General features: G+C 64.2%; 22 protein-coding genes. 9 read left to right on the top strand and 13 right to left on the bottom strand.

Features of this window, described 5'->3' with window-relative positions; all coding sequences use genetic code 11:
- The first annotated feature begins 22 nt into the window (after positions 1-22).
- Positions 23-1,408: a (Fe-S)-binding protein gene (locus EP7_RS19800; RefSeq protein WP_463523872.1), complete on the top strand. Its 1,386-nt coding sequence runs from the start codon at positions 23-25 to the stop codon at positions 1,406-1,408.
- Here EP7_RS19800 and EP7_RS19795 read toward each other — a convergent pair.
- The 3 genes from EP7_RS19795 to upp are packed head-to-tail and all read right to left on the bottom strand — an operon-like array spanning position 1,405 to position 4,227.
- Entirely contained in the window at positions 1,405-2,235 is an 831-nt protein-coding gene (locus EP7_RS19795; RefSeq protein ID WP_463523870.1) for a purine-nucleoside phosphorylase, read from the bottom strand. The genes EP7_RS19800 and EP7_RS19795 overlap by 4 nt on opposite strands.
- A gap of 18 nt (positions 2,236-2,253) precedes the next feature.
- Positions 2,254-3,555: a thymidine phosphorylase gene (locus EP7_RS19790; protein ID WP_463523868.1), complete on the bottom strand. Its 1,302-nt coding sequence runs from the start codon at positions 3,553-3,555 to the stop codon at positions 2,254-2,256.
- A 15-nt stretch (positions 3,556-3,570) separates the two neighbouring features.
- Positions 3,571-4,227 (bottom strand): uracil phosphoribosyltransferase, encoded by a 657-nt coding sequence (upp, locus tag EP7_RS19785; RefSeq protein WP_463523866.1) that lies wholly within the window; start codon positions 4,225-4,227, stop codon positions 3,571-3,573.
- Between the two features lie 258 nt (positions 4,228-4,485).
- On the opposite strand from upp, the gene EP7_RS19780 reads away from it, so the two are divergent.
- Positions 4,486-5,094, top strand: coding sequence for a hypothetical protein (locus EP7_RS19780; RefSeq protein WP_463523864.1), 609 nt, complete (start codon positions 4,486-4,488; stop codon positions 5,092-5,094).
- Between the two features lie 79 nt (positions 5,095-5,173).
- On the opposite strand, the gene EP7_RS19775 is transcribed toward EP7_RS19780, so the two are convergent.
- Entirely contained in the window at positions 5,174-5,707 is a 534-nt protein-coding gene (locus EP7_RS19775) for a peroxiredoxin family protein (protein ID WP_463523862.1), read from the bottom strand.
- 214 nt (positions 5,708-5,921) lie between these two features.
- Between EP7_RS19775 and EP7_RS19770 the strand changes: the two genes are divergently transcribed.
- The 3 genes from EP7_RS19770 (at position 5,922) to EP7_RS19760 (ending at position 8,497) form a co-directional block, all read left to right on the top strand.
- Positions 5,922-7,781 (top strand): carbamoyltransferase family protein, encoded by a 1,860-nt coding sequence (locus tag EP7_RS19770; RefSeq protein ID WP_463523860.1) that lies wholly within the window; start codon positions 5,922-5,924, stop codon positions 7,779-7,781.
- An 89-nt stretch (positions 7,782-7,870) separates the two neighbouring features.
- A complete protein-coding gene (locus EP7_RS19765) occupies positions 7,871-8,266 on the top strand; it encodes an SxtJ family membrane protein (protein WP_463523858.1) in 396 nt (131 codons plus the stop codon).
- A 30-nt stretch (positions 8,267-8,296) separates the two neighbouring features.
- Positions 8,297-8,497 carry a DUF5989 family protein gene (locus EP7_RS19760; protein ID WP_463523856.1) on the top strand — a complete coding sequence of 67 codons (201 nt, stop codon included), beginning with the start codon at positions 8,297-8,299 and terminating at the stop codon, positions 8,495-8,497.
- Here the strand turns inward: EP7_RS19760 and EP7_RS19755 are convergent.
- On the bottom strand, positions 8,456-9,352 hold the full coding sequence (locus EP7_RS19755; RefSeq protein ID WP_463523854.1) for a hypothetical protein: 897 nt from the start codon (positions 9,350-9,352) through the stop codon (positions 8,456-8,458). The genes EP7_RS19760 and EP7_RS19755 overlap by 42 nt on opposite strands.
- A 133-nt stretch (positions 9,353-9,485) precedes the next feature.
- On the bottom strand, positions 9,486-10,397 hold the full coding sequence (locus EP7_RS19750) for a dihydrodipicolinate synthase family protein (protein ID WP_463523852.1): 912 nt from the start codon (positions 10,395-10,397) through the stop codon (positions 9,486-9,488).
- A gap of 422 nt (positions 10,398-10,819) precedes the next feature.
- On the opposite strand from EP7_RS19750, the gene EP7_RS19745 reads away from it, so the two are divergent.
- The 4 genes from EP7_RS19745 (at position 10,820) to EP7_RS19730 (ending at position 13,127) form a co-directional block, all read left to right on the top strand.
- The gene (locus tag EP7_RS19745; protein ID WP_463523850.1) at positions 10,820-11,047 is read left to right on the top strand and encodes a hypothetical protein; all 228 of its coding nucleotides are present in this window, start codon (positions 10,820-10,822) and stop codon (positions 11,045-11,047) included.
- Between the two features lie 100 nt (positions 11,048-11,147).
- Positions 11,148-11,522, top strand: a complete 375-nt coding sequence (locus tag EP7_RS19740; protein ID WP_463523848.1) for an STAS domain-containing protein — start codon at positions 11,148-11,150, stop codon at positions 11,520-11,522.
- Between the two features lie 163 nt (positions 11,523-11,685).
- Positions 11,686-12,624, top strand: a complete 939-nt coding sequence (locus EP7_RS19735) for a rhomboid family intramembrane serine protease (protein WP_463523846.1) — start codon at positions 11,686-11,688, stop codon at positions 12,622-12,624.
- Complete coding sequence (locus EP7_RS19730) at positions 12,621-13,127, top strand: GNAT family N-acetyltransferase (protein ID WP_463523844.1); 507 nt, start codon at positions 12,621-12,623, stop codon at positions 13,125-13,127. The genes EP7_RS19735 and EP7_RS19730 overlap by 4 nt, the downstream gene beginning before the upstream one ends.
- On the opposite strand, the gene trpD is transcribed toward EP7_RS19730, so the two are convergent.
- The 7 genes from trpD to prfB form a co-directional block, all read right to left on the bottom strand.
- On the bottom strand, positions 13,108-14,145 hold the full coding sequence (gene trpD / locus EP7_RS19725; protein WP_463523842.1) for an anthranilate phosphoribosyltransferase: 1,038 nt from the start codon (positions 14,143-14,145) through the stop codon (positions 13,108-13,110). The genes EP7_RS19730 and trpD overlap by 20 nt on opposite strands.
- Positions 14,142-15,443, bottom strand: a complete 1,302-nt coding sequence (locus tag EP7_RS19720) for a S1C family serine protease (RefSeq protein WP_463523840.1) — start codon at positions 15,441-15,443, stop codon at positions 14,142-14,144. The genes trpD and EP7_RS19720 overlap by 4 nt, the downstream gene beginning before the upstream one ends.
- Positions 15,444-15,735: 292 nt before the next feature.
- Entirely contained in the window at positions 15,736-16,230 is a 495-nt protein-coding gene (locus EP7_RS19715; protein ID WP_463523838.1) for a TraR/DksA family transcriptional regulator, read from the bottom strand.
- A 545-nt stretch (positions 16,231-16,775) separates the two neighbouring features.
- On the bottom strand, positions 16,776-18,329 hold the full coding sequence (locus EP7_RS19710; RefSeq protein ID WP_463523836.1) for a tetratricopeptide repeat protein: 1,554 nt from the start codon (positions 18,327-18,329) through the stop codon (positions 16,776-16,778).
- Positions 18,330-18,362: 33 nt separating this feature from the next.
- A complete protein-coding gene (locus EP7_RS19705; RefSeq protein ID WP_463523834.1) occupies positions 18,363-19,082 on the bottom strand; it encodes a hypothetical protein in 720 nt (239 codons plus the stop codon).
- 779 nt (positions 19,083-19,861) lie between these two features.
- Entirely contained in the window at positions 19,862-20,470 is a 609-nt protein-coding gene (locus EP7_RS19700; RefSeq protein WP_463523832.1) for a hypothetical protein, read from the bottom strand.
- Between the two features lie 96 nt (positions 20,471-20,566).
- Positions 20,567-21,671 (bottom strand): peptide chain release factor 2 gene (gene prfB, locus EP7_RS19695; RefSeq protein ID WP_463523830.1). Its coding sequence is split into 2 segments (ribosomal slippage): positions 20,567-21,601 and positions 21,603-21,671, totalling 1,104 coding nucleotides; the frame shifts between segments, so codons are not numbered across the junction.
- Between the last annotated feature and the right edge of the window lie 118 nt (positions 21,672-21,789).

Here is a 21,789-nt window from a genome sequence, read left to right as displayed (position 1 = left end):
CGAACCCGCACGGGCCCACCCCATGTCGAGCGCCGCCATCGGGCCGGTCGTCACCGGACCTCACGGAATTCTGGCCGATCCCGGCGGTCGACAGGTCCCCGCCGCCCAGGCCGGCGTCGACCTGAACTGGCTGGCCGAGAAGATCGAATATCGCCAGTTCCAGGATTGCATTCACTGCGGACTCTGCACCTCGAGTTGCCCGACGTATGTCGAGACCGGCGACGAGAATGACGGTCCGCGTGGGCGCATCTATCTCATGCGTGCGGTCGTCGACGGCCGGACTGCGGTCACCCCCGAGGTCCGACATCACCTCGATCTCTGCCTCGACTGCCGGGCCTGCGAGAGCGCATGCCCCTCCGGCGTGCAATACGCCAAGCTCATCGAGCCGTTCAAGATCGCGCTTCACCACTCGGCATCGCCCGCTCAGAAGGCGAGCATGCTCCAGCGTCTGATCTTGCACCACCTCTTCCCCTACACCAAGCGCGTCAAGCTGAGCCTGCTACCGGCCCGCTTGATGCAGGCGACAGGCCTACTGAACCTCGCCGAGAAGTCTGGGTTGACCAGGCTCCTGCCCACGACACTCCAGCGCATGCAGTCGATGTTGCCGGACCTGAAGGCCCGGCCCAAGCCGCTCCCTGAGGTCCTGCCCGCGATCGGCCCGAAGCGTGCGACCGTGGCGATGTTCCTGGGCTGCGTCTCCGACGCCATGTTCCCTGAGACCAATCACGCAACGGCCCGGGTGCTCCAGAAGAACGGCTGCGAGGTGCACATCCCCCGCGCCCAGGCCTGTTGTGGCGCCATCCATTACCACTCGGGCTCGGAAGCACCCGCGCTCGCATTCGCCCGCCAGAACATCCAGGCGCTCAATCCGGAAGACTACGACGCGATCGTCGTGAACGTCGCCGGCTGCGGCGCGATGCTCAAGGATTATGACCACCTGCTGCACGGGCCGGACCACGAGCGGGCCAAGGCATTCGTCGCCAAGGTGATGGACATCACCGAGTTCCTCGTCAAACTCGGACCCATCGCTCCGACGGTCCCGGTGCCCATGAAGGTCACCTATCACGACGCCTGCCACCTTTGCCACGGCCAGCAGATCCGGAGCCAGCCCCGGCAGTTGCTGGGCATGATCCCCGGTGTCGAGTTGGTCCCGCTTGAAGAGTCGGAACTCTGCTGCGGCGCAGCCGGGACCTACAACCTGACCGAGCCCGAGATGTCCGAACGCCTGGGTAGGCGGAAGATGGACCGGATCGCGGCGACGGGGGCCGATTGCGTGGCCACCGGCAACGTCGGATGCATCCTCCAGATCGCCCGTAAGGTGAAGGAATCAGGTAGCCCGATTGAGGTGGCCCACCCGGTCGACCTCCTCGACAGAGCCTACGGCGGGGCTGGGGCCAGGGGCGTCTAGGCCGGGAGCCGACCGACAATGGCCTCGATCAGATTCCCCAGCCTGGGCCCGGCGTCTCGGCCGGCCTCGATCACCTCTTGATGGGTGATCGGCGCTCCCGAGACTCCGGCCGCCGCGTTGGTCACCAGGGCGAATGCGAGCACGTCCGTCCCGCCATGCCTGGCCACGATCGCCTCGGGAACGGTGGACATCCCGACGACGTCCGCTCCGAGCGTCCGCAGCATCTTGATCTCGGCGGGAGTCTCGTAACTCGGGCCCGGAAGGCAGGCGTAAACTCCTTCTTCGAGTGGGATCCCCAACCTATTGGATTCGTCTCGCGCGAGACTTCTCAGCGCACGGGAGTAGACTTCGGTCATGTCCGGGAAGCGCGGTCCCACCCGGTCGTCATTCGGGCCTCGCAACGGATTCACCCCGAGCAGATTCAGGTGATCGGAGAGGCAGACAATCTGGCCAGGACGCCAATCGACGCGGATGCCCCCGGTGGCCGCGGTGAGGACCAGGGTTTGGACGCCGAGACGCTGCAAGACGCGAACGGGCAGGGTCACGGCGTCGAGGTCGTGCCCTTCGTAGTGATGGAAACGGCCCTGGAGAATCCAGACTCGCCGATTGGAGAGCGTCCCGGCGATGAGCCTCCCGGCATGCCCTTCGACGGTCGTCCGGGGAAATCGCGGGATCTCACGGTATTCGATCGGAACCGCATCCTTGAGACGGTCCGCTAGCTCGCCCAGGCCCGACCCGAGTACGATCGCGATGACCGGCGGTTCGGGCACAATGCCTCGAATCCAGCTGGCGGCTTCTTCTGCCGCTGCAACGCGATCGTCATCCACGACGGGCTCCTCTCGGCATCAAAGACGTTCGACGATGAGTTGCTCGGCCTTGATCGGCTCGTCGTCGATCCGATAGGCCCCGAGAATCTTATTGATAGCAGGCTCGGTCGACGGCGCATTCCGCCTGGTTAGGACTGTAAATAGGGTCTCGCCAACCTCAACACGATCGCCGATCTTCTTGCCGAGCAGGACGCCGACGGCCGGGTCGATGATCGAATCGAGTCGGGACCTCCCCGCCCCGAGTGACATCGCCGCGTGTCCGATGGTCCTGGCCTCAACGGCATGGACGAAGCCTCCGCGCGGGGCCGGGACAACGATCGAGAGGTCGGGCTGGGGCAGGCGGTTCGTGTCGTCTACCACCGATGGGTCTCCCCCCTGGGCAGTGATCAGGCTGCGTAATCGCCCGAGCGCGGAACCGTCGGCGATGGTCCGTCGGGCGAGCGTGCGGGCCTCATTGAGCGTGGGGGCTCGCTCGCCCATCAGGATCATCTCGGCGGCAAGCTCGATCGACAGGTCCATCAGGTCCAAAGGGCCATCGCCGTGGAGGCAGGCCAGGCACTCGGCCACCTCGACGGCATTGCCCACGGCCAGGCCGAGGGGCTGGTCCATCCGGGTAATCATGGCCCTCATTCGCTTGCCGAGTAGCCTGCCGATCGAGACCATCGTGCGTGCCAGCGTACGAGCCTCGTCGAGTGGCGGCAGCAGGGCACCGTGGCCGGTTTTGACGTCGAGGACAAGCCCGTCGATCCCTTCGGCCAGCTTCTTGGACATGATCGAGGCGGCGATTAGGGGGAGCGACTCGACGCTGCCGCTGGCGTCTCGAAGCGCGTAAAGCGTCCTGTCCGCCGGTGCGATCTCGTCCGTCTGGCCGATCATGACCAGGCCGCATTCGCGAAGAATCGCCTTGTATCGGTGCAGGTCGGCATGAACCGAGAAGCCCGGGATCGACTCCAATTTGTCCAGCGTCCCGCCGGTATGACCCAGACCACGGCCGGAGACCATCGGAACAACCACGCCCGCCGCCGCTGCAATCGGCGCCAGGATCAAAGACGTCTTGTCGCCGACGCCGCCGGTACTGTGCTTGTCCACCTTCAGGCCGGGGATGTCCGATAGGTCAACCACCGTACCTGACCGGAGCATCGCATCGGTCAGTGAAGCCGTCTCCTCGGCATCCATCCCGCGCCAGAGGATGGCCATCATCAGGGCCGACCACTGGTAGTCGGGCACCTCACGGCCGATCCCACTCACCAGCCAGCCGATCTCATCGGCTTCCAGACGCCCACCGTCGCGTTTCTTCCGGATCAGGTCGACGGCCCGCATGTGACGGCTCCAGGCTCAATCGGTCGCGAATTGACGGTCGCCCGCATCGCCCAGCCCCGGATGGATGTAGCCGACGTCGTTGAGATGGGAATCGATGACGCCGACATAGATTGGCACTTCGGGCATCGCGGCGGAAAGGCGGGCTATTCCTTCGGGAGCGGCGATCAGCGACACGTACTTGATGTTGGAGATGCCGGCGTTTCGGAGGACCTCGCATGCCCGCACGGCGGATCCGCCCGTGGCGAGCATCGGGTCGACGATGATCGCCAGCGAGATGCGGGTCGCCGAGGTGAGCTTGCTGTAATACTCGGTCGGCTGCAACGTCGCCTCGTCGCGGTACAGCCCGAGGTGCCAGACTTCGGCGTCGGGAATCAGTTCGAGCACGCCGTCGGCCATGCCCAGGCCCGCTCGAAGGATTGGCACGATGCCGATGGTGTCGGCCAGCACATGGCCATGCGCCCGGCCGAGCGGCGTCTGCACGTCGACCTCGCGGGTTCGCAAATCGACGGTGGCTTCGCTCGCCAGCAGGGTGGCCAGCGACCGGACGAGGCTTCGGAACTCGGCCGCCTGGGTCGACGTCGCCCTCAACCGAGCCAGCTTCGATTTGACCAGGGGGTGCGACGAGGTGAAGACGAGTGCCACGGCCTGTGCCTCGGACGGTTCGAGCGGCATCGGCCGGCCTCGCAGGTGAGGCCGGCCTTGAGACGACATCGTCACCGGCGTGTCACGAGATCGCAAGACTTAGGAGATCGAAACAAGCCCCCTCGTCACTGGACGGGGCCCGGCGCAACGAAAGGCGATGCTCTCGCGACCGAACGCCGATGAATTCCTGGAGGCCTCGCGGTCAAATCCGGCGGCTCGTCGTTTGGTCGCCAGGGGAACCCCATGCTAAGCTTGATGGCCATCAAATGCCGGGCGAAGCGGCGGCCGATGGCGGCGGGTCGCTTCCAGAGGTTCTTCAAAACGTTGCGGGCACAGATGATCGATCGGTATTGGCTGGTGCATCCCAACGGCGGCAAGCAATGGATCGACCCGATGCGATTCGACCTCGTCGACCTGGCCAGGCGTGCGACAAACTTCGGTGGCAATCTCGTCGTCGAGAAGGCCGAGCGGTCGGAGGTCGTCGTCAGGAAGCCGGCCAAGGAACGGGCCCCGTTCCGGTTCGAGCCCCCGATCGGGGCCCTGTCCGCACTCTTCCTTCACCGCCTCGGCCGAGTCTATCCGTGCCGGGAGACGTTTGACGTCGACATGAACACCCGGCCGACCCGCAACCGGCTGGGGAGCTATTATCGCGCGCGGCGACTGATTCGCGTCTATACCCACGAGACCGGTGCGGGCCGTCGACCGCTGGAAGAACTCTTCGACACGTTCCTGCACGAAGTGGCCCACCACCTCGAATACAGCGAGCCCGACTCTTACAACGCCGCGGAATGCGGGCGGGTCCCAGGCCGGATGCACAGTCATCTTTTCTGGATCATCCTTGGTGATCTGAAGGCCCGCTGGGTCGAGGTTCAGACCACCGGCAAGCCCGCCGAATGAGCGGTACGCGCATGTGGCGTCGCCGCCCATCCTCGCATCGGTGCGCGGGACGGACGGCGACCCGTTCTCAACCGATCGGTCAGTCGGCCAGCTTCAGATCCTTGATCTTCGCGGCCACATCCGGGCCGGCCTGGGCGGTCTTGATCGTCTTGTCGATCGCCTTGATGACGCCGTTCTTGTCGATGTAGAACGTCCAACGCTCGGCCACGGCGCGCCCTTCGTGCACCACGCCATAGGCCTTGGCGACGTCCTTCACGGGATCGCTGAGGATCGGGTAGTCGAGGTCGAGGCTCTTGGCGAACTCGGTGTTCTTGGCGACCTCGTCGGTGCTGGCCGTGAAGTAGGCGGCCTTCAGCTCCTTGAGGGTCGCGCTGTGCTCGCGCAGCGACTTGCACTCAGCGGTGCACCCGCCCGTGAAGGCCTTGGGGAACCAGGCGATCACCACCGGCTGCTTGCCCTTGAACTGCTCGAGCGTGTACGTCTTGCCGTCTGAGGCCTGCAACGAGAAGTCGGGGGCCTTGTCCCCGACCTTCAGCTCCGCATTGGCGTCTTGACTCATGAATACTGTCCCAAAGGCCACCAGGCCGAGCAAGGTTCCGCGAATCTGCGACATATCCGACTCCTCGAAAGTGGGAGGGAAGCCCGCATCGAAATCGAAATTGACCACGAATAGCTTCCCACCCGTTCCAGTCCAACGCAATGTAAACCTCCTGAATCGGGGCGGGGTGGGGACGCAGTTGCGTCGGTGTCTTGAGCCGATCGCAGGTTAGGTTTACCGTGATGGACGGATGAGGTCCTTTCCAACACACGCCGGCGAACCCGCTCCGATGACCACCGCGATCCTCGGGCTGTCGGCGTTCTATCATGACAGCGCGGCCGCCTTGGTGGTGGACGGCAAGATCGTCGCGGCCGCGCAGGAAGAGCGGTTCAGCCGGGTCAAGCACGACCCCGCGTTCCCACGCCAGGCCGTCGAGTTTTGCCTCGGCGAGGCGGGCCTTACTCCGGCCGACCTCAGCTACGTGGCCTATTACGAGAAGCCGCTGGCGAAGCTCGACCGCCTCATCGAGACCTACACGGCCTATGCCCCACAGGGTCTAGGCAGCTTCTCGATGGCGATGACCGTCTGGCTTCGCGAGAAGCTACTCCTGCGTCGGGCCATCAGGGCCGGCCTCGGCGGCGAGACTCGCGCGCGGCTCCTCTTCAACGATCACCACGAGAGCCACGCCGCGAGCGCCTTCTTCGCATCCCCCTTCGATCGGGCGGCGATCCTGACCCTCGACGGCGTCGGCGAGTGGGCGACCACGACGATGGGGATCGGATCCGGCAACAGGATCACGCTCAGCGACCAGATCCGCTTCCCGCACTCGCTGGGCCTGCTCTATTCCGCCTTCACGACGTATTGCGGGTTCAAGGTCAACAGCGGCGAATACAAGCTGATGGGCCTGGCCCCGTATGGCAGGCCGGTCTATCGCGACCTGATCCTACGCGAGCTGATCGACCTGAAGCCCGACGGCAGCTTCCGCCTGAACATGGCCTATTTCCGCTATCCGCATGGGCTGACCATGACCGGCCGGCGGTTCCACACCCTCTTCGGTGGACCACCGCGCACGCCCGAGTCCGACCTCGACCAGCGGCACATGAACCTCGCGGCGAGCATCCAGGCCGTCCTGGAGGAGGTCGTCTTGCGTATCGCCGCCCACCTACGCCGGAAGACCGGCGAGCGGTCGCTCGTGCTGGCCGGCGGGGTCGCCCTGAACTGCGTGGCCAACGGCCGGATCCTCCGCGAGTCCGGCTTCGACGACCTCTGGATCCAGCCCGCGGCCGGCGACGCCGGGGGGGCCCTGGGCGCGGCCCTGTTCGCCTGGCATCAGCTCCTCGACCGGCCGAGAGTACCGAACGGGCGGGACGCGATGCGAGGCTCCCTGCTAGGCCCGAGTTATACGACGGCCGACTGCCTCGCTCGGGTGGAACTCCTGGGAGGAGTGGCTCAAACCTTCGAGGACGAGGCGGTCCTGATCGCGTTCGTGGCGGGCAGGCTCGCCGAGGGGAAGGTCGTCGGTTGGTTCCAGGGTCGGATGGAATTCGGCCCCAGGTCTCTGGGGGCGCGGAGCATTCTGGGCGACCCCCGTTCGCCGGCCATGCAGTCGACCATGAACCTGAAAATCAAGTTCCGCGAGAGCTTTCGCCCGTTCGCCCCGGCCGTCCTGGCCGAGAGCGCCCATGACTGGTTTGAGCTGGAGCCGGGGCAGGATAGCCCTTACATGCTCCTGGTCGCCAATGTCCGCGAGTCTCGCCGCGTTCCCATCTCGGCCGGGGACGAGGAGTTAATGCGTGACGACCCCGACCTGAGGCGACGCGTGCAGGTGGCCCGGTCGACGATCCCGGCCGTGACGCACGTCGACCAGAGCGCCCGTGTCCAGACCGTCGACGCCGAACGCAATCCGCGGTTCCACCGCTTACTCGCCGAGTTCGGACGACTGACAGGGTGCCCCGTGCTGGTGAACACCAGCTTCAATGTGCGCGGCGAGCCGATCGTTAACACCCCTGAGGACGCCTATCTCTGCTTCCAGACGACAGGGATGGACTTGCTCGTCCTGGAAAATTTGGTGGTCGAGAAGGGCGAGTCGGTCGCCTCGATGACGGAAGTCGAGCGCGAACGCCACCTCTCCAGGTTCGCCCCTGACTGAGACGGCGAGCCTGCCCCATGCGGCCGTGGTAAAATGACCCGGGTTGCGAGCGGATAACTCATGGCCCGATCCGTCGAGGAACTTTCGCTTTGATCTTCCCCGAGGTCTCACGCAACCCGCCGACGCGACAGCTCCGCCAGTTTTCGGTGATGCTGACGGGCCTGATCCTGATCCTGGGCATGGCCCGCAACTGGCCGTTGGGTTGGATTGGCGCGGGGGTCGCCCTGGGCCTGACAGGCCTGGCCTTGCCCTCGATCGCCCGGCCGATCTTCGTAGGCTGGATGATCGCCGTCTCGCCGATCCGTTGGATGGTCTCGAAGGTCTTGCTTGGCCTGGTCTTCTATGGGCTGGTCACGCCGATCGGCCTGATGTTGCGGCTGATGGGCCACGACCCCCTGCGCCTTGGGCCCGATCCTTCAGCGACCTCCTACTGGGAGCCTAAGCCAATTCCGGGTGATGTCTCGTCTTACTTCCGCCAGTATTAAACGTACGAGCCGGGAAACGGGGCGACAACGATGGGCACCGAGCCGTCGCGGAACGAATTCGAGAGGGCGGCTTCGGATGCCGAGCCATCGCTGCTCGCCGAGCTCTGGAGCTTCCTCACCGCAAACAAGAAGCTCTGGATGATCCCGATCCTGGGCGCCTTGCTGCTACTCGGCGCCCTGATCGCCCTGTCAGCGACGGCGGCTGCCCCGTTCATCTACACGCTTTTCTGAGCGGCGGGACGCGGCGAACCGGCGGCTGACGTGGAGGTCGTCATTCACCGCGTCCGACTGGGCTCGGACCACTTCGACATTGCCGGGCGTGCCGGGCTGCGATTCGTTGGAGACGGTGTGCCAGGCCCGCCAGGCCCGGTCCAGCTCGCGGACGTCGGCGAGCCCATAATGCTTGAGCGTCGCCTTGTCCCAGCCGGACTCCATCCCTTCGCGGACAAAGCCGAGGAACCTCGGACGGCCGCCGATCTCGACCAGGAATCGGGAGATCGAGTAGCCCTGCCCGTAAAAGCCCATCAGGTCGCTGGGATAGTCTTCGAACACGAAGAGCTTCACCAGGGGCCAATCGCCGCGCCTCGCCAGCAAGTTCACGGCGATCTGGTCGTGTCGATGCTTCTCGCGGTCGTCCTCGCTGAGGAGCGATGCCCCCTCGTCGGCCCAGCGCGGCATCGGGGCGCCGAAGTAGGCTGCGAAGACGGTGTGCGTCACCTCGTGAGGGATCGCCGAGGCGAGGATGCGGTCGAGCCGACCTTCGACGCTCATTGACTGGTCGGTGACTCCTCCGCCGGCGAAGCCGAACGAGGTCAGGCCTCCGGCCTCGCCCGCGGTCAGCTTCACCTTGATCGGACAGGGCTGGGGCCACCTGGGCAGCTCGCGCCCGAGCCATTCCTTGGCGATCTTGGCCCGATCCTTTTCGGCCTGGTTCGCGACCTCGCGGGCGACCTCGGCCGTCTCGGCGTGGACGACGAAATTCGCCGTCCGGACGGAGGCACCGGCAGACATCACGACGAAGACGGGGGTGAGGATCAGCACCGACAGGCGGCGGGCCGAACCGATGCTTAGGCCGAGAGCATCCATGCCCTTGAGTCCTTCCGTGGACGATTGAACGTCGGCGTTCTCGTCGGGGCGAACCTGGATCCTTCCGGGCCACCCATCGGGGCGGACATTAGCAGAACGCGGGGGCCGTGTCGCCCCCGGTTTCGCCCCGCGATCAGGCCGCGGGCGCGAGCTGTTCCGGCAATACCCCGACCGACTCGATGAGCTCGATCACGCGGCGGTTTGCCTCCTCGTCCAGCGAGCGGAGTGGGGAGGGCAACATCTTCTGGAAGAAGCCTCTGTATCGGCAGATCGACTCCAGGCACGCCAGCATCGGCCCGAATTCGAGGGCCAGGGAGAGCCGGGTGAGCTGTTGCTGGAGCCTGGAGGCCCGCTCGGCATCGTCGGCACGCGCGGCGTCCCAGAGAGCCACGATGAGCTCGGGGAAGGCGTTGATCATGGCCGTGACGAACCCGTCGGAACCAAGCTCGGTCGACAGCGACATCGAGTCGTTCGCGTGCAGGTAGGCGAAGTTCATCGCCCGCCGCTCGGCCACCGGCCAGGCCAGGGTCCGGGTCAGGCTGGGGCTAACGTCCTTGCACCCGTGAATCCTGGGATGGGCGGCCAGGAGCCGCAGGTGCTTGAAGTCCAACATGTTGGACACCCACGGGGCGTTGTAGATGATGAGCGGCTTTGAGAGCCGATCGGCGACCGTGGTGTAATAGTCGACGACTTCAGCCTGGGTCATCGGCTGATACCAGGGTGCCAGAACGGCATAATAGTCGTAGGCCAGGTCGTCGAACATCTCGGCCCGCTGCAGGGTCCGCTTGGTCCCCATGTCCGACACGTTGAGGACCATCGGCAGTCGTCCCGCGGCGGTCTCGATGGCCGTCTCGGCGACGATCCGCTGGTTGGCGTCGGGGATCAGATCGAATCTACCGGTCGTCCCAAGGACCCAGAGGCCGTGGACCCCGCTCCTGATCTGGTGCTCGATGAATGCCCCGTACGAGGTGACATCGATCGACTCGTCCAAGTTGAACGCGGTCGCCAGCGGGGGCACGATGCCGTGCAGGAAGGGCAGATCCATCGGGAGTAGGCTCCGGGTGTCACGTGGTGATGGGGTTATGACCATCGGCGAAGTAATTCTAAGAGGACTCGCTTCTTGCGACGGCGGGCGGAAAGCGTCTTCACGGACCCGCCAGTATGACCGTCTTTTCGCCGGAATCCAATTGCGACCCGCCTCTTCTCGCGAGTTCGCTCGAGTCGCGATTCCCAAACTCCCCGTTGGAGAGAGTCGATCGGGGGTCGGTTGCGACGATCGCGCGGATTTTCCGCACTTTAATTCATGCCCGGCCTCCGCCATGCCCGATAAAAGTTCTCGACGGAATGGCAGAAGGTGGTCGGACGACGGCGATGCTCCCCGAGGCGGGTCGCGTGGTCCGGGCTGGCAAAGTGGAGGTGTCCGGCAGCCGGACGCCGAAGCACGACCTCATGGAAGGGGTTATCACGATGGCCACAGCTCGTCTCCGCGTCTTCCCGCATCCCGACGAAGACTCAAACGCCGAGGATCATCTACCGGTCGTCCCCATCCGCCTCGCGGAGCTTTACGCCCTGCTGGCCCAGGCCTATCGCGACAATTACGTCTGGCTGCGCGACTTCGAGGACGACCAGCTGCTCGTCAGCAACGATCTCTACCAGGTCGTCCGCGCCTTCTCCGAAAGTCGCCCTTCGGCCTGAGCGTTGGTTTGACCTTGTGAGTCGGGCCCCGTCGCCCTTAGTCTGATCCAGTCCAACAAAATGGACTGTCGGACATCGCGACCTCACCGGGCCTCTCGCCATGGCAGAACCGCAGCTCACCGACGCGTTCACCATCGAGCGGCGAGGCGACGTGACGATCGTCACGGCCTCTCCCTCGCTCGAGACGATGGATTTCGAGAATCAGAGTCAGGCCGCGCGACTCGTCATGGGTCCGGTCCTGGCCGAGGCCGAGCCGCAGATTATCTTCGACCTCAGCGGGGTCAACTACTTCGGCTCGGTCTTCATCGGCTTCCTCCTCCGATGCTGGAAGTCCGCCACCGCCAAGGGGGGGAGTGTCGCGTTGGCGGGGGTTTCTCCGCACGCACGCGAGCTGCTCCACCTCACCTCGCTCGATATGGTCTGGCCGATCTACGCCAACAAACGCGAGGCGATCGACGCCCTCCTGTCGGATTGAGGCGTGCGGGGGACGTAGGCCTCACCTCGCGATTTTTCCGGCCCGACGCCGGTCGTCACGCCGGGCCTTTCCACCCGTTGACAGTAGCGGCGATGGCGCCGATGATAAACGTGATGCTGCCGCCTCGCACGCGAGACCGGGCCCGACCGTCGCCGGAGCGATCATGGGGATCTACGACCGCGAGTATTACCGCGACGACTCGCGAGGCTTCGGGCTCTTCTCCGGGGTCGCCCCCGCGTGCAAGGCCCTGATTTTGATCAATGTGGTCGCATACGTCGCCAGCGTCCTGATACCGACGCTGCAGCAGGCGTTCGATGCACAGAGTGCCTTGATCTTCGAGCAGTTTCAGGTCTGGCGGCTCCTGACCGCCACGTTCCTGCACAACGTCCGCGACCCGCTTCACATCCTGTTCAACATGCTCATCCTCTGGTGGTTCGGCCGCGACCTGGAATCGATCTACGGCAGTCGCGACTTCACCATCATGTACCTGGGCGCAGCCGTCTTCTCCACGCTCTGCTGGGCCTTGGCGGACTATTTCGGATCGCATGCAGACATTCGTACGCATGCGATGATCGGTGCATCAGGGGCCACCACGGCCCTGTTCGTCCTGTATGCCACGTATTATCCGCGCCGCGAAGTCTTGCTCTTCTTCGTCCTTCCCCTCGAAATCTGGCTGCTCCTGACCATCTATCTGAGCTTCCAGACGCTCCAACTCTTCCAGGGGACCGCCGGTCAGGTTGCCGTGGCCTCGCACTTGGGAGGCGCTCTCTACGGCTATCTTTACAAGGTTGGCGACCTGCGATTCTCCAGGTTGGACCTGGGCAGGCGGCGGCGGCCAAAATTCCGGATCGTTCGTCCCGAGCCGATGGAAATGCCCAGCACACGAGTCTCGTCCGGAGGGCCGACCTGGACCCCCGAGGTGGCCGAGTCGACCCGATCGGCTCCCACGGTGGTGGCCACCGAAGATCAACTCGAAGCCAAGCTCGACGAGGTGCTCGCCAAGATCGCTCGGGAAGGCCGTACTGGGTTGACCGAGGACGATCATCGGATCCTCCAGGAAGCCAGCCGAAGGGCTCGCAACCGCAGGGGTGAACGGCGTTGAGCCCATTCATCGATCGAGGCCCGGCCCGCTGGACCATTCGCGACGCACGCCCCGAAGACATAGACGTCCTCGTCGTCTTCAATCGGGCCCTCGCCTCCGAGACCGAGTCCAAGGAGCTCGACGCTCAGGTTCTCAGGCGTGGTCTCGTCGCGGCACTCGCAGACCCCGAGCGCCTTCGCTACTGGGTTGCTGAAGAGGAGGGAGCGGTGATCGGCCAGATCGCCGTCACCCGCGAGTGGAGCGACTGGCGTTGCGGCTGGATCTGGTGGCTTCAAAGCGTCTACGTCGCCGAGCCAGGAAGGAGCCGCGGGGTTTTCCGATCCCTCTACCGGTCGGTCCATGAGGCGGCCAAATCCACCAGCGACGTCATCGGAATCCGACTCTATGTCGAGCATCAGAATGGGCCGGCAAGGGCAACTTATCTTGCCCTCGGGCTGAATCCGGCCGGGTACGACGTGTTCGAAGATCTCTGGATCGTCCCGGCTAACACGCTCGCTGACTGAGAGCGGTCCAGTCGGAGAGTAGACGCGCGGCACGGCCCGAATCGAGGGCCTCCTGAGCGCGCTTCACGCCGGCTGTCAGACCTCCCGAGGGATCGACAACCCAGAGGGCGGCCGCCGCATTGGCCAGGACCAGCCAGCGCGCGGGGCCGTCGTGCCCTTCCAGGACCGAGCGAATGATACCGGCGCTCTCCTCTGGGCCGCCGACGCGGACCCCTTCAGTCCCCGTCCTGGGCAATCCGAAATCCTCGGGCTGCCAGGTCATGCAACTAACCTCTCCACCCTCCACAAGCCTGACCACCGTCGGCCCGTCGAGCGAGACCTCGTCGAGCCCCTTTGCGCCGGTCACAACCGCAGACCGACGGATTGGCAGCCGGGTGAGAGCTTCCGCCATCAGGTCGGCAGGACGGGCCGCGGACACGCCTATTAGCTGATGAGTCGGCGAGGCAGGATTGGCCAGCGGGCCGATCAGATTGAAGACTGTCCGGAATGGCAGTTGCCTGCGCACCGGGGCGACCGCGCCGAGTGACGGGTGGAATCGGGGAGCGAAAAGGAACGCGATCCCGAGTTCTTCCAGGCAGCATCGAAGAATCTCGGGGCCAGGGTCGAGCTTGAGGCCAAGGCAGCTCAGGACATCCGAGCTGCCAGAGCTGCCCGAGGCCGCCCTGTTCCCGTGCTTGGCCACCCGGACCCCGCATGCAGCAACCACGATGGCCGAGGCCGTCGAGATGTTGAATGTATGGGTCAGGTCGCCTCCAGTGCCGCACGTATCCAGGATGGGGACGTCGCCCGGGAGCGGGTTGAACGGCGAAGCCATCCGGGCTCGGACCGCGCTGAGAACACCGAGTAACTCGTCGGCCGTCTCTCCCTTGACGGCGAGGCCGGTGAGAAACGCGGCGATGAGCGAGGGAGAGATATCCTCCCCTGCCATGATCGAATCGACCGCATCTCGAACGGCTTCGGTCGAGAGATTCAGCCCGGCGCCAAGCCTCGCCAGGCAGTCGCGCAGAGGGGCCGTCACGGGTATTGCGATTCCTCGGTTTTCGGGGCCTGGGGCTGCCCTGGACGGTTCGGGCGTCGCAAGAAGCCATCACGGCCGAGCTTGGGAACTTCGTCGGGGCCGAGCGCGATGCTCTGGTCCTTCGATGCGATCGTGACCTGCACGGCCAGCTCGTGGCGTTCACGCCAGAGGATCACGTGAGCCGACCGGCCAATCGGGGCCATCGACACCAGGTTTATCAGATGGTTGAGGTCCACCACTTCGACGCTATTAAATCGCAGGATCACGTCGCCATCGTGCATTCCCGCCTTGGAAGCTGGCGAGTCGGCCTGGACGTTAAGGACGGTAGCCCCCCTTGGCCTGGGAAGGCCCAACTTGAGGGCCTGTTCGGGACGGACGTCATCCAGGACGACGCCAATCCGGCCTCGGCTCACCTTGCCCGACGCAATCAGCTGGTCCATGATCCAGCGAGCGAGATTGATCGGGATGCTGAAGCCGACCCCTTCGCTGCCGCCGCCGTTGGAGGCGATGGCCGTATTGATCCCGATCACCTCGCCCTTCATGTTGACCAGCGGGCCGCCGGAGTTGCCCGGATTGATGGCCGCGTCTGTCTGCAAGAAGTCTTGATTCTCAACGCCGTCGTCCTGCAATTCCTGTTCGTGCCTGCCCCGGGCGCTGATAATCCCCTGGGTCACCGAATGGGTGAGTCCGAATGGACTTCCTAGCGCCAGGACCCAGGAACCGACGGCGACGTCGTCACTATCGCCGAGTCGGGCAGCTGGAAGGCTCGAATCTGGGAGCAGGAGCACGCCAATATCCGCCTTGGCGTCGAGCCAGACTCGCGTCGGCTTGAGCGAGCGGCCATCGTGCAGGAACACGTCGATCTCATTGGCGACGGCCCCCTCCACGACGTGGTTATTCGTCAGGACGTAACTGCCGTTACGGGTTGGGTCCCGGACAAGGACGCCCGATCCGGTCTCCTCGAACGCGAGCTTCTGGGCGTCGTCGCGTTTGTGGGACTTCTTGGCCACGATGTGCACGACCGAAGGCGAGACGGCGCGTGAGACGAGCTCGAACGTCCGATTGACCGAGGCGAACTGCTCATATTGTTTGCTGAGCTGCCCGTAGAGGGCCACGTCATCGGCCGTTCGGCCGGCGGCCTGGGCCGCGTTCGCGACGGTTGCCGCTTCAGTGTTGGCCGCGGGAACGCCGACGGATTGGGCGACCAGAGAGCGGCCACCATGTCCCATGCTGAGGCCAAGCCCGAGGCCGATGCCTAGGGCGAGGATCGCCCCTAACCAAGCGGAAGGTCGCGACATGGGCGGCCGGCTCCGTTCCAGGATCTTCGGGGCACTCGCCACGGCTGGTCTCGGCTCGGTCGGGCAGGGAATGATCCCCAGATCCAGACGTTTCGAGCCGGGCTTTCAAGCGAGCGAAACTGTCATTCGCGACATCTCATGAGGCCCACGGTAAGGCAAGCCCTGGTCAATATACATCGCTTGAAGGGGGAGAGTCAAAAGTTGTCGGTCGAAGTCGGCCGCAAACGGCGACGGGCCGCCGGTATCATCCCGGTGGCCCGTCTGTTGTACATCGGCGAGACGATCCTAGACCTCAACGCCCGGTCTCACTCAGATCGAGCTCGAAGTCGCTCAGGTTCACCGGCGAATCGCCGTCGGAGTCGTCGCTCGACTTGCCGAAGACACTCGCCCAACGGCCCGAATCGGGCGTCGAGGCTGAAGCCCCGTAACGGCCGCCGGTCCGCTCATTCTCTCGCTGGCAATCGATGCAAGAGTTGGTGTAAGGGAGTGCGTTCAACCTCGCCTCGGCGATCTTCTCGCCGCAGAACTCGCATCGACCGTAAAGTCCCTTGACAATCCGATCCAGGGCATGCTCGATCTGACCAAGCTCCCGGCTCTCGATCTCAACGAGCTGGGTGCTGATTTCATCATTGGCGGTATCGACCGCCGCGTCGACCTGGTCGCCGACGAAGTCGGAAGCGGCGAGGTCGTAAAATTCCTGGACATCTCCGCTCAGGGCTTTACGCAAGGCATCGCGGCGAGTGACCAGCCGCGCGTGAAGTCGGAGGAGAGCATCTTTGCGGGCCATTGACAGCCTCCTGGTGTATACGCACGACGCCAATACACCCTGATCAAGCGTCGGTCCGAGAAAAACGAACGGCCGGAGGATGGGCAGTGCAAGCTGCTGGGCGGATGATCGGCCGTCGTCGAATACGATCCGTTCGACTCATGCTTCAAGGCATCGAGCCGGTCCCGGTTCGAGGAAGTGAACCGTACTAGCATACGACGCGCCGAACGGCGAGGACGTCAGACACCCGAACCTTCCGTGAGAGTTCTACGCACTGTGACGATAAAGGTTTGAACGGATCCACTTTTTCGCGGAATTTCCAGACCCGGGCTTTCCGGATCAACTCGCACAATTTCCGTCCACCCTTAGACTCCGAATTCTTTACTTTAGTTCACTCCCCAGCAAAAATGGTGAGCCACGAAAAGATCGCCCTAGTTTCTCGAGATGTTTCGATCGCAACGAGTTAAGTGATCGCGGTCTGGTAATAAACTCGCGAATGCAAAAAAACCGCGACAGCATCGCGACAGCACGTGTAAGAGGTCATCTGCCACAGGGAGGACGTCGATTCAGGGGACGGAATAATATTCCAGGACCGTCGGCTGAGGCACTCCCGGCCGCTGGACGAAATTCACGATCTGGGACCTGCGTTCGCCCCGATAAATCCATTGTTCCAGAACCTGTCCCTGAGTTGCATTCCTCACGACGCGATCCGGCTTGCCTCCCAGCTTCGTCATGACCTGTGAACGGGTCATCCCGCGAGCGATCAAGTCGCCAGGACCATCGGCCGGCGAGCCGGGCGTCGAAGGAAGCTTCTCCGAACGCCCATCGGCGCCTCGCGTCGTCGTCCAGCGGCCGTCGACTTTCAGGTAACCCAGCCGTCGAAACGCATCGGCGACTGTCTTCGACTCGGGGTCGATGCTCGCGGCCTCGTGGAGGAGGTCGGAGGCGGTCTTGCGATCTCCGAGCATCGACTCATAGAGCGAGGCCAGGAGCGTCCTTCCCTCTGAATCCGAGGAGCCAAGGCGGTGTGAGCGCCGTTCGTCGAGCCAATCTTTGAGCAGCTTGCGTGCTCGATCGGGGTCTTTCAAGTCGACCCGCAGCCGGTTGGCCAGAGATTGAACTTCTTCCTGTCTCAGCGTCCCAAGTTCATTCGAGATCGAGTCGATCCCCTTGAGCCTGAGACCGGCAGCCACATCCGGACGATCGGGGAGCTTCTCGTCGGCACGGTCGGCAAGTTTCAGGCCCTCGGAAGGATTTTCCTTTAGTGAGAGTTCGAAGCCCCGTTGCAAGGCGTCCGCCATCAATCGACGGTCGAGCAACCTTCTCGCCTCGAGAGAGGCCGACCGGTAGGCCTTCTCCGGGTCTCGACGATAGAGGGCGTCCCAGGCGGTCAGAGCGTCGGGGCGAGGTTCCCTTGATGAGGGCAAGAATTCGGCGATCCGGTCGGGAAGGGGGGCGACGGCCTCAGCCGACTTCGCCCGCTCGAGCAGGTCTCGAAAGGCCCGATGTGCCAATGAAGACGGTTCAGGCTCCTCGATCCCGCGTTCCTTAGCCGATCTGGCCAGCGCGAGCCAGCGCGCAGGCTTGTCGCTGGCCGGCTGTTCCGCCTCGATCCGTAGCGCTTCGATGGCTAGTTCCCGACCGCGACCAACCAAGGCATCATCGTGATACGCCAGGCCACGCCGCTCGGCCCACTGGCCCCAGCGTACCCGCCCCTCGAAATCACCGGGAGGGAGCGCACCGACGGCCTTGTCGATGCGCTCGATCTCCGACGGAAGACCTTCCCAGGAAAGGACATCGATCGTCCATCGCCCTCCCTCGTGGCCGAGCGTGCCGTTTAGCCTGATCGTCTTTACGTTCGGCTGCTGGGCTGGCCTGAGCCTACGTGGAAGGCGAATCAGGGCCGGGGTTCGTTTCAGCGTGATCTCGTCGTAACCCCGCCCTTTGTGTTCCTGGAAGTAGACAAGACGGTCGTCGACGATCACTTCCTTGCCGACGAGGTCCTCTCGCTTGGTCAATTCACCTGCGTCAACCTCGACCGCCTGCCCGTACGCCGGGAGCTTCGGGCCTGCCATGATCATCACGGCGAACAGGAGGTATGTCGAAAGGCGATGGGGCATGAGGGAACTCTCCCTGTCGTTTCCGGGACGAGTTCATTCGCCCGAGGGCCAACCCAACGAGGTAAGAGCGGACTCGTGGGTAATGAAAGCGCCGCTCTCGGGCTCGAGCGAGATGACCCAGTCGCCGCTCGACTCGTCGGACGTAATGGCCTTGAGCCTGGCGCCGAAGCGAACCTGGTCGCCGAGCTTGGGCTTCGAAAGCTCAAAAAGCTCGAATCCGCTCAGGTCGACGCGCCCTCGGCCCGTCGGCTTGGGCCCCCGACCGAAGTAGACCCGATAGTCGAGATCATAGGCCGACTTGGGCGAGCCTTCGGCCGGAACGGCCGCGATTTGGGCATCGAGAATGATCGAGCGTCCGCGGTAGAGGGTCTCGAATCGCTTCTGCCAATCGGCCTGGCTGTCGCGGCTTCCCGCCTCGTCGAGGATCGTCTCCAGCGATTCAGGGACGAGATCGGCGAACAGAGCTGCCTCGCGGGCCCCCTGGCGGATCTCTTCGGCCCCCTCGTATTCCCCACCCATCTCGTCCACAGCGCGGGCGGCACGGAGAAGGATCGGCTTTGCCTTGGCAAATTCGCCCGCGTCGAGCGCAATCAATCCGTCGATCCTGCCAATTTCGGCAATCCCCGGGAGTTCGGCCAGATGCTGGCGTCGGAGTCGGAGGGCGACCGTCCCGCTGACGATGAGTAGGACGCCCCCGAAGATGAGGACATTCCGGCGTCTGACGGCCCATGCGCTCCAGGTTTCGGGGACCACGACGCGAATCGTCGGCCTGACCGATGTCTGAGGTACGAGAGCTTGGGATTTCGGTGCTCGACCAGACTTGGCCCCGACCTTACTCCTTGGAGTAGTCGGGCCAGACGCGTCCGCCGTCGAGGCAGGCTTGACAGCCGATGTCTTGAAGGACGTGGGCTGAGGCGCGACCGGCTCCATGGATGAAGCCAGGGACGGAGCTGGTTCAACGACGGTCTGGCCGGTCTGGTCGGGGATCTCGTCTTCCCACTCGATCTCGGCATCCGTGGCGTAGTCAGGACGATTTCCAGCCGAGTACGCGTCCAGGGGTGGATCGGAGAGGACAGGCCCCTCCACCTCCCAACTCGCGACGCTGCGTCGCGGCTCCGAAATATTCGCCTTGGTTGCCGGCTGGATTGGCTGGGGCAGGGGACTGCGAGGGAGGACAAAGATCCCCAGGCCGCAGATGGGGCAGCGGATCGCCTGATATCCCTCGGCCCGATCTCCTCGTAGGCGATGGCCTTGCGCGCAGGCGACGAGATACGACTGCGACTCGGTCGCGGCCGCGGGCGCCCACCCTTTGAGCATCGCTCGAGTCCGACCGAACAATCCCACGGCCGCTCCCTCTCCGTTGGCGGAGGCAACGAATCACTCACACCCCACGTCGCCGGCCCACGACAAATGACCGAGAGGATTATGGGCCGCCCCTGCCCGCGGGTCAACTCCCGGCGAATTCCCGAGCAGTGTGTTCGCTCGGGTGGGATCGAAATTGAAGGAATGTTCCGGCCTGTCGGGCCAGCAGCTCAGGATTTCCAGGTCCAGGCATAGCGCAGCCTGTGGGTGTAATCGGCCGGGTTGAGCTGGGCAAGACATTGTGCGATCGAGCCGATGCGTCCGGTCTCGGCCAGGCAGGTCGTCGCACCCTCCAAGGGCTCGAGTTCCAGGGTTCCGATGCCCCAGTCGGGACATTGCCAGATCAATCGATCGGGGCTGCCGGCGACGAGGTCGCTCGAGACCGCGTCCAGTTGATACGTCGCGGCGAGCGCCTCGACCTGGGCCCGGCAGCGGTCGGCCACGTCGAATTCAGCCCGAACCTCGCCGCCGTTGCGTTGCACGGTGAGGACCGCCGAGAAGTGATGCGGGGTGGACTGGCCCGTGAGCAGGAGCCTGACGAACGAATCGCCCGGGTGTTCCTGGACTTCCTGATAGGCGGGGCTCACCACCCTCGATGGCGAGTCGCGGTCGACATTCCCCTCGACCGATCGGGCGAAGCAGACGAGGCCAACCTGCGTCGCAACCGAGAGTTCGTGGATCCAGCGGTCTCCCGCGAGCCTGACCACGAGTCGCAGGGGATGGGCGTCGATCGTCCAGCAGTCGTCCTCGGACGTGCTCCGGACGGACAGGTCGGACATTCGGTCGAATTCCTGGCGGAGAGTATGGGTGAAAAATGAGCGACGACCGGCCCGAGATCGGAACGGTCCGGTCGTCGCGTCGTCCAGGCTCGGGGATTAGCTCTTGGCGAGCTTCATCCGGAGATAGGCGTCGATGAATCCGTCGATGCCACCGTCGAGGACTGAGCGGGGGTTGCCGACCTCGTGATCGGTCCGCAAGTCCTTGACGATCTGGTACGGCTGGAGGACGTAGGAGCGGATCTGGCTGCCGAAGCTGATCTCGCCCTTCTCGTCATACTTCCTGGCGAAGTCGGCCTCGCGCTTCTCTTCCTCGCGGCGGACGAGCTTGGCCTTGAGCATCGCCAGGGCATTGGCATCATTCTTGTGCTGCGAACGCTCGCTGCGGCTCTCGGCAGCAATCCCGGTCGGCATATGGGTGTAGCGCACCCCCGACTCGGTCTTGTTCTGGTGCTGCCCGCCTGGACCGCCCGACCGGAACGTGTCGCGTTTCAACTCATCGTCTCGCAGGACGATGTCGATCGTGTCGTCGATCTCGGGGAGCACGTCCACCGAGGCGAACGACGTTTGACGTCGGCCAGCGGAATCGTACGGGCTGATCCTGACGAGGCGGTGGACGCCGGTCTCGCCTTTAAGATAGCCGTAAGCGTAGTCGCCCTTGATGTGCACCGTGGCCGTCTGGATGCCGGCGGCGCCACCATCTTCGCGGTCAGTGATCTGGGTGGCGAATTTCTTCGACTCGGCCCACATCAGGTACATGCGCAAGATCATCTCGGCCCAGTCGCAGGCCTCGGTCCCGCCCGCGCCTGCATGGATGGTGAGGAAGACGTCGCAGTGGTCGTTCGGGCCGTTGAGCATCGACCGCAGCTCGAACGAATCGAAGTCGGCGAGGGCGCGAGCCATCGACTCCTTGATTTCTTCGTCGAACGAGTCGTCGTCGATCTCATCGCCCATCTCGATCAGGGTCTCGAGATCGTCACCCTGCCTGGAGAGGGCTTCAAGCGGCTTCAAGACCGCATTGAGCGTCTTGACCTCGGCGATCACTTCCTTGGCCGTGTCCTGGTCATTCCAGAAGTCCGACCCGCCCATGCGGGCTTCTAGCTCGTTTCGATGGGAGGTTTTGTCGCCCAAGTCAAAGAGAGTCTCGTAAATGGACTATCTTCTCGATCACACTTTTCGCGGACCGCTTCAATTCTGCATCCATCGACGGGAACTCCGAACGGCGCCTGCACGTCAACCCTAGAGTCGTCGCGATCGGCCGGCCGTGACTGTCTCGTCCCCGGGGGCGAGATGCGTCAGACTGGCGAATTGCTCGACCCACT

This window comes from Isosphaeraceae bacterium EP7 (assembly GCA_038400315.1).
Taxonomy (GTDB): Bacteria; Planctomycetota; Planctomycetia; order Isosphaerales; family Isosphaeraceae; genus EP7.
The sequence above is the reverse complement of the archived record's forward strand: the minus strand, read 5'-3'. Positions and strand labels throughout refer to the sequence as shown.

Excerpts from the sequence above, each read along its gene's own strand:
- upp (WP_463523866.1), bottom strand. The coding sequence starts at position 4,227 with ATGCCGCTCGAACCGTCCGAGGCACAGGCCGTGGCACTCGTCTTCACC.
- EP7_RS19745 (WP_463523850.1), top strand. The coding sequence starts at position 10,820 with ATGGCCACAGCTCGTCTCCGCGTCTTCCCGCATCCCGACGAAGACTCA.
- EP7_RS19760 (WP_463523856.1), top strand. The coding sequence starts at position 8,297 with ATGGGCACCGAGCCGTCGCGGAACGAATTCGAGAGGGCGGCTTCGGAT.
- EP7_RS19720 (WP_463523840.1), bottom strand. The coding sequence starts at position 15,443 with ATGTCGCGACCTTCCGCTTGGTTAGGGGCGATCCTCGCCCTAGGCATC.
- EP7_RS19710 (WP_463523836.1), bottom strand. The coding sequence starts at position 18,329 with ATGCCCCATCGCCTTTCGACATACCTCCTGTTCGCCGTGATGATCATG.
- EP7_RS19755 (WP_463523854.1), bottom strand. The coding sequence starts at position 9,352 with ATGGATGCTCTCGGCCTAAGCATCGGTTCGGCCCGCCGCCTGTCGGTG.
- EP7_RS19715 (WP_463523838.1), bottom strand. The coding sequence starts at position 16,230 with ATGGCCCGCAAAGATGCTCTCCTCCGACTTCACGCGCGGCTGGTCACT.
- EP7_RS19740 (WP_463523848.1), top strand. The coding sequence starts at position 11,148 with ATGGCAGAACCGCAGCTCACCGACGCGTTCACCATCGAGCGGCGAGGC.
- EP7_RS19775 (WP_463523862.1), bottom strand. The coding sequence starts at position 5,707 with ATGTCGCAGATTCGCGGAACCTTGCTCGGCCTGGTGGCCTTTGGGACA.
- EP7_RS19770 (WP_463523860.1), top strand. The coding sequence starts at position 5,922 with ATGACCACCGCGATCCTCGGGCTGTCGGCGTTCTATCATGACAGCGCG.
- EP7_RS19790 (WP_463523868.1), bottom strand. The coding sequence starts at position 3,555 with ATGCGGGCCGTCGACCTGATCCGGAAGAAACGCGACGGTGGGCGTCTG.
- EP7_RS19735 (WP_463523846.1), top strand. The coding sequence starts at position 11,686 with ATGGGGATCTACGACCGCGAGTATTACCGCGACGACTCGCGAGGCTTC.
- EP7_RS19800 (WP_463523872.1), top strand. The coding sequence starts at position 23 with ATGTCGAGCGCCGCCATCGGGCCGGTCGTCACCGGACCTCACGGAATT.
- EP7_RS19700 (WP_463523832.1), bottom strand. The coding sequence starts at position 20,470 with ATGTCCGACCTGTCCGTCCGGAGCACGTCCGAGGACGACTGCTGGACG.
- EP7_RS19780 (WP_463523864.1), top strand. The coding sequence starts at position 4,486 with ATGGCGGCGGGTCGCTTCCAGAGGTTCTTCAAAACGTTGCGGGCACAG.
- EP7_RS19750 (WP_463523852.1), bottom strand. The coding sequence starts at position 10,397 with ATGGATCTGCCCTTCCTGCACGGCATCGTGCCCCCGCTGGCGACCGCG.